This is a genomic window from Domibacillus sp. 8LH (assembly GCF_038806185.1).
Classification (GTDB): domain Bacteria; phylum Bacillota; class Bacilli; order Bacillales; family Domibacillaceae; genus Domibacillus; species Domibacillus indicus_A.
On record NZ_JAVJNG010000113.1, the window covers coordinates 1 to 280 of the forward strand.

At 41.4% G+C, this 280-nt stretch carries 1 pseudogene; it reads left to right on the forward strand.

From position 1 onward, the window contains the following. Nucleotides 1–280: pseudogene (locus RG959_RS24035) on the forward strand (AAA family ATPase); the annotation flags it as partial.

Sequence of the window (280 nt, forward strand, 5' to 3'; positions counted from 1 at the left end):
GAAACCATATGATAGCGAATAGAATTCCAGCACGCTCGGAAGGGAAGGTGGTCGGGGCAGTTGGAACCGTGCTTTACCGTGATACAGAAGAATGGCTAAACATGAATAGTCATATAAAGGATCTTTTACTGGAACTAGAACATTATCGCAAACAAGTACGGGATCAATATGGTAATACGTACTCCCTTCATGACATAGTCGGGAGTTCCCCGAAGCTGAATGTAATCAAAAATAAAATTAAAAAAGTAGCACCACGCGATGTTTCGATACTACTTACAGG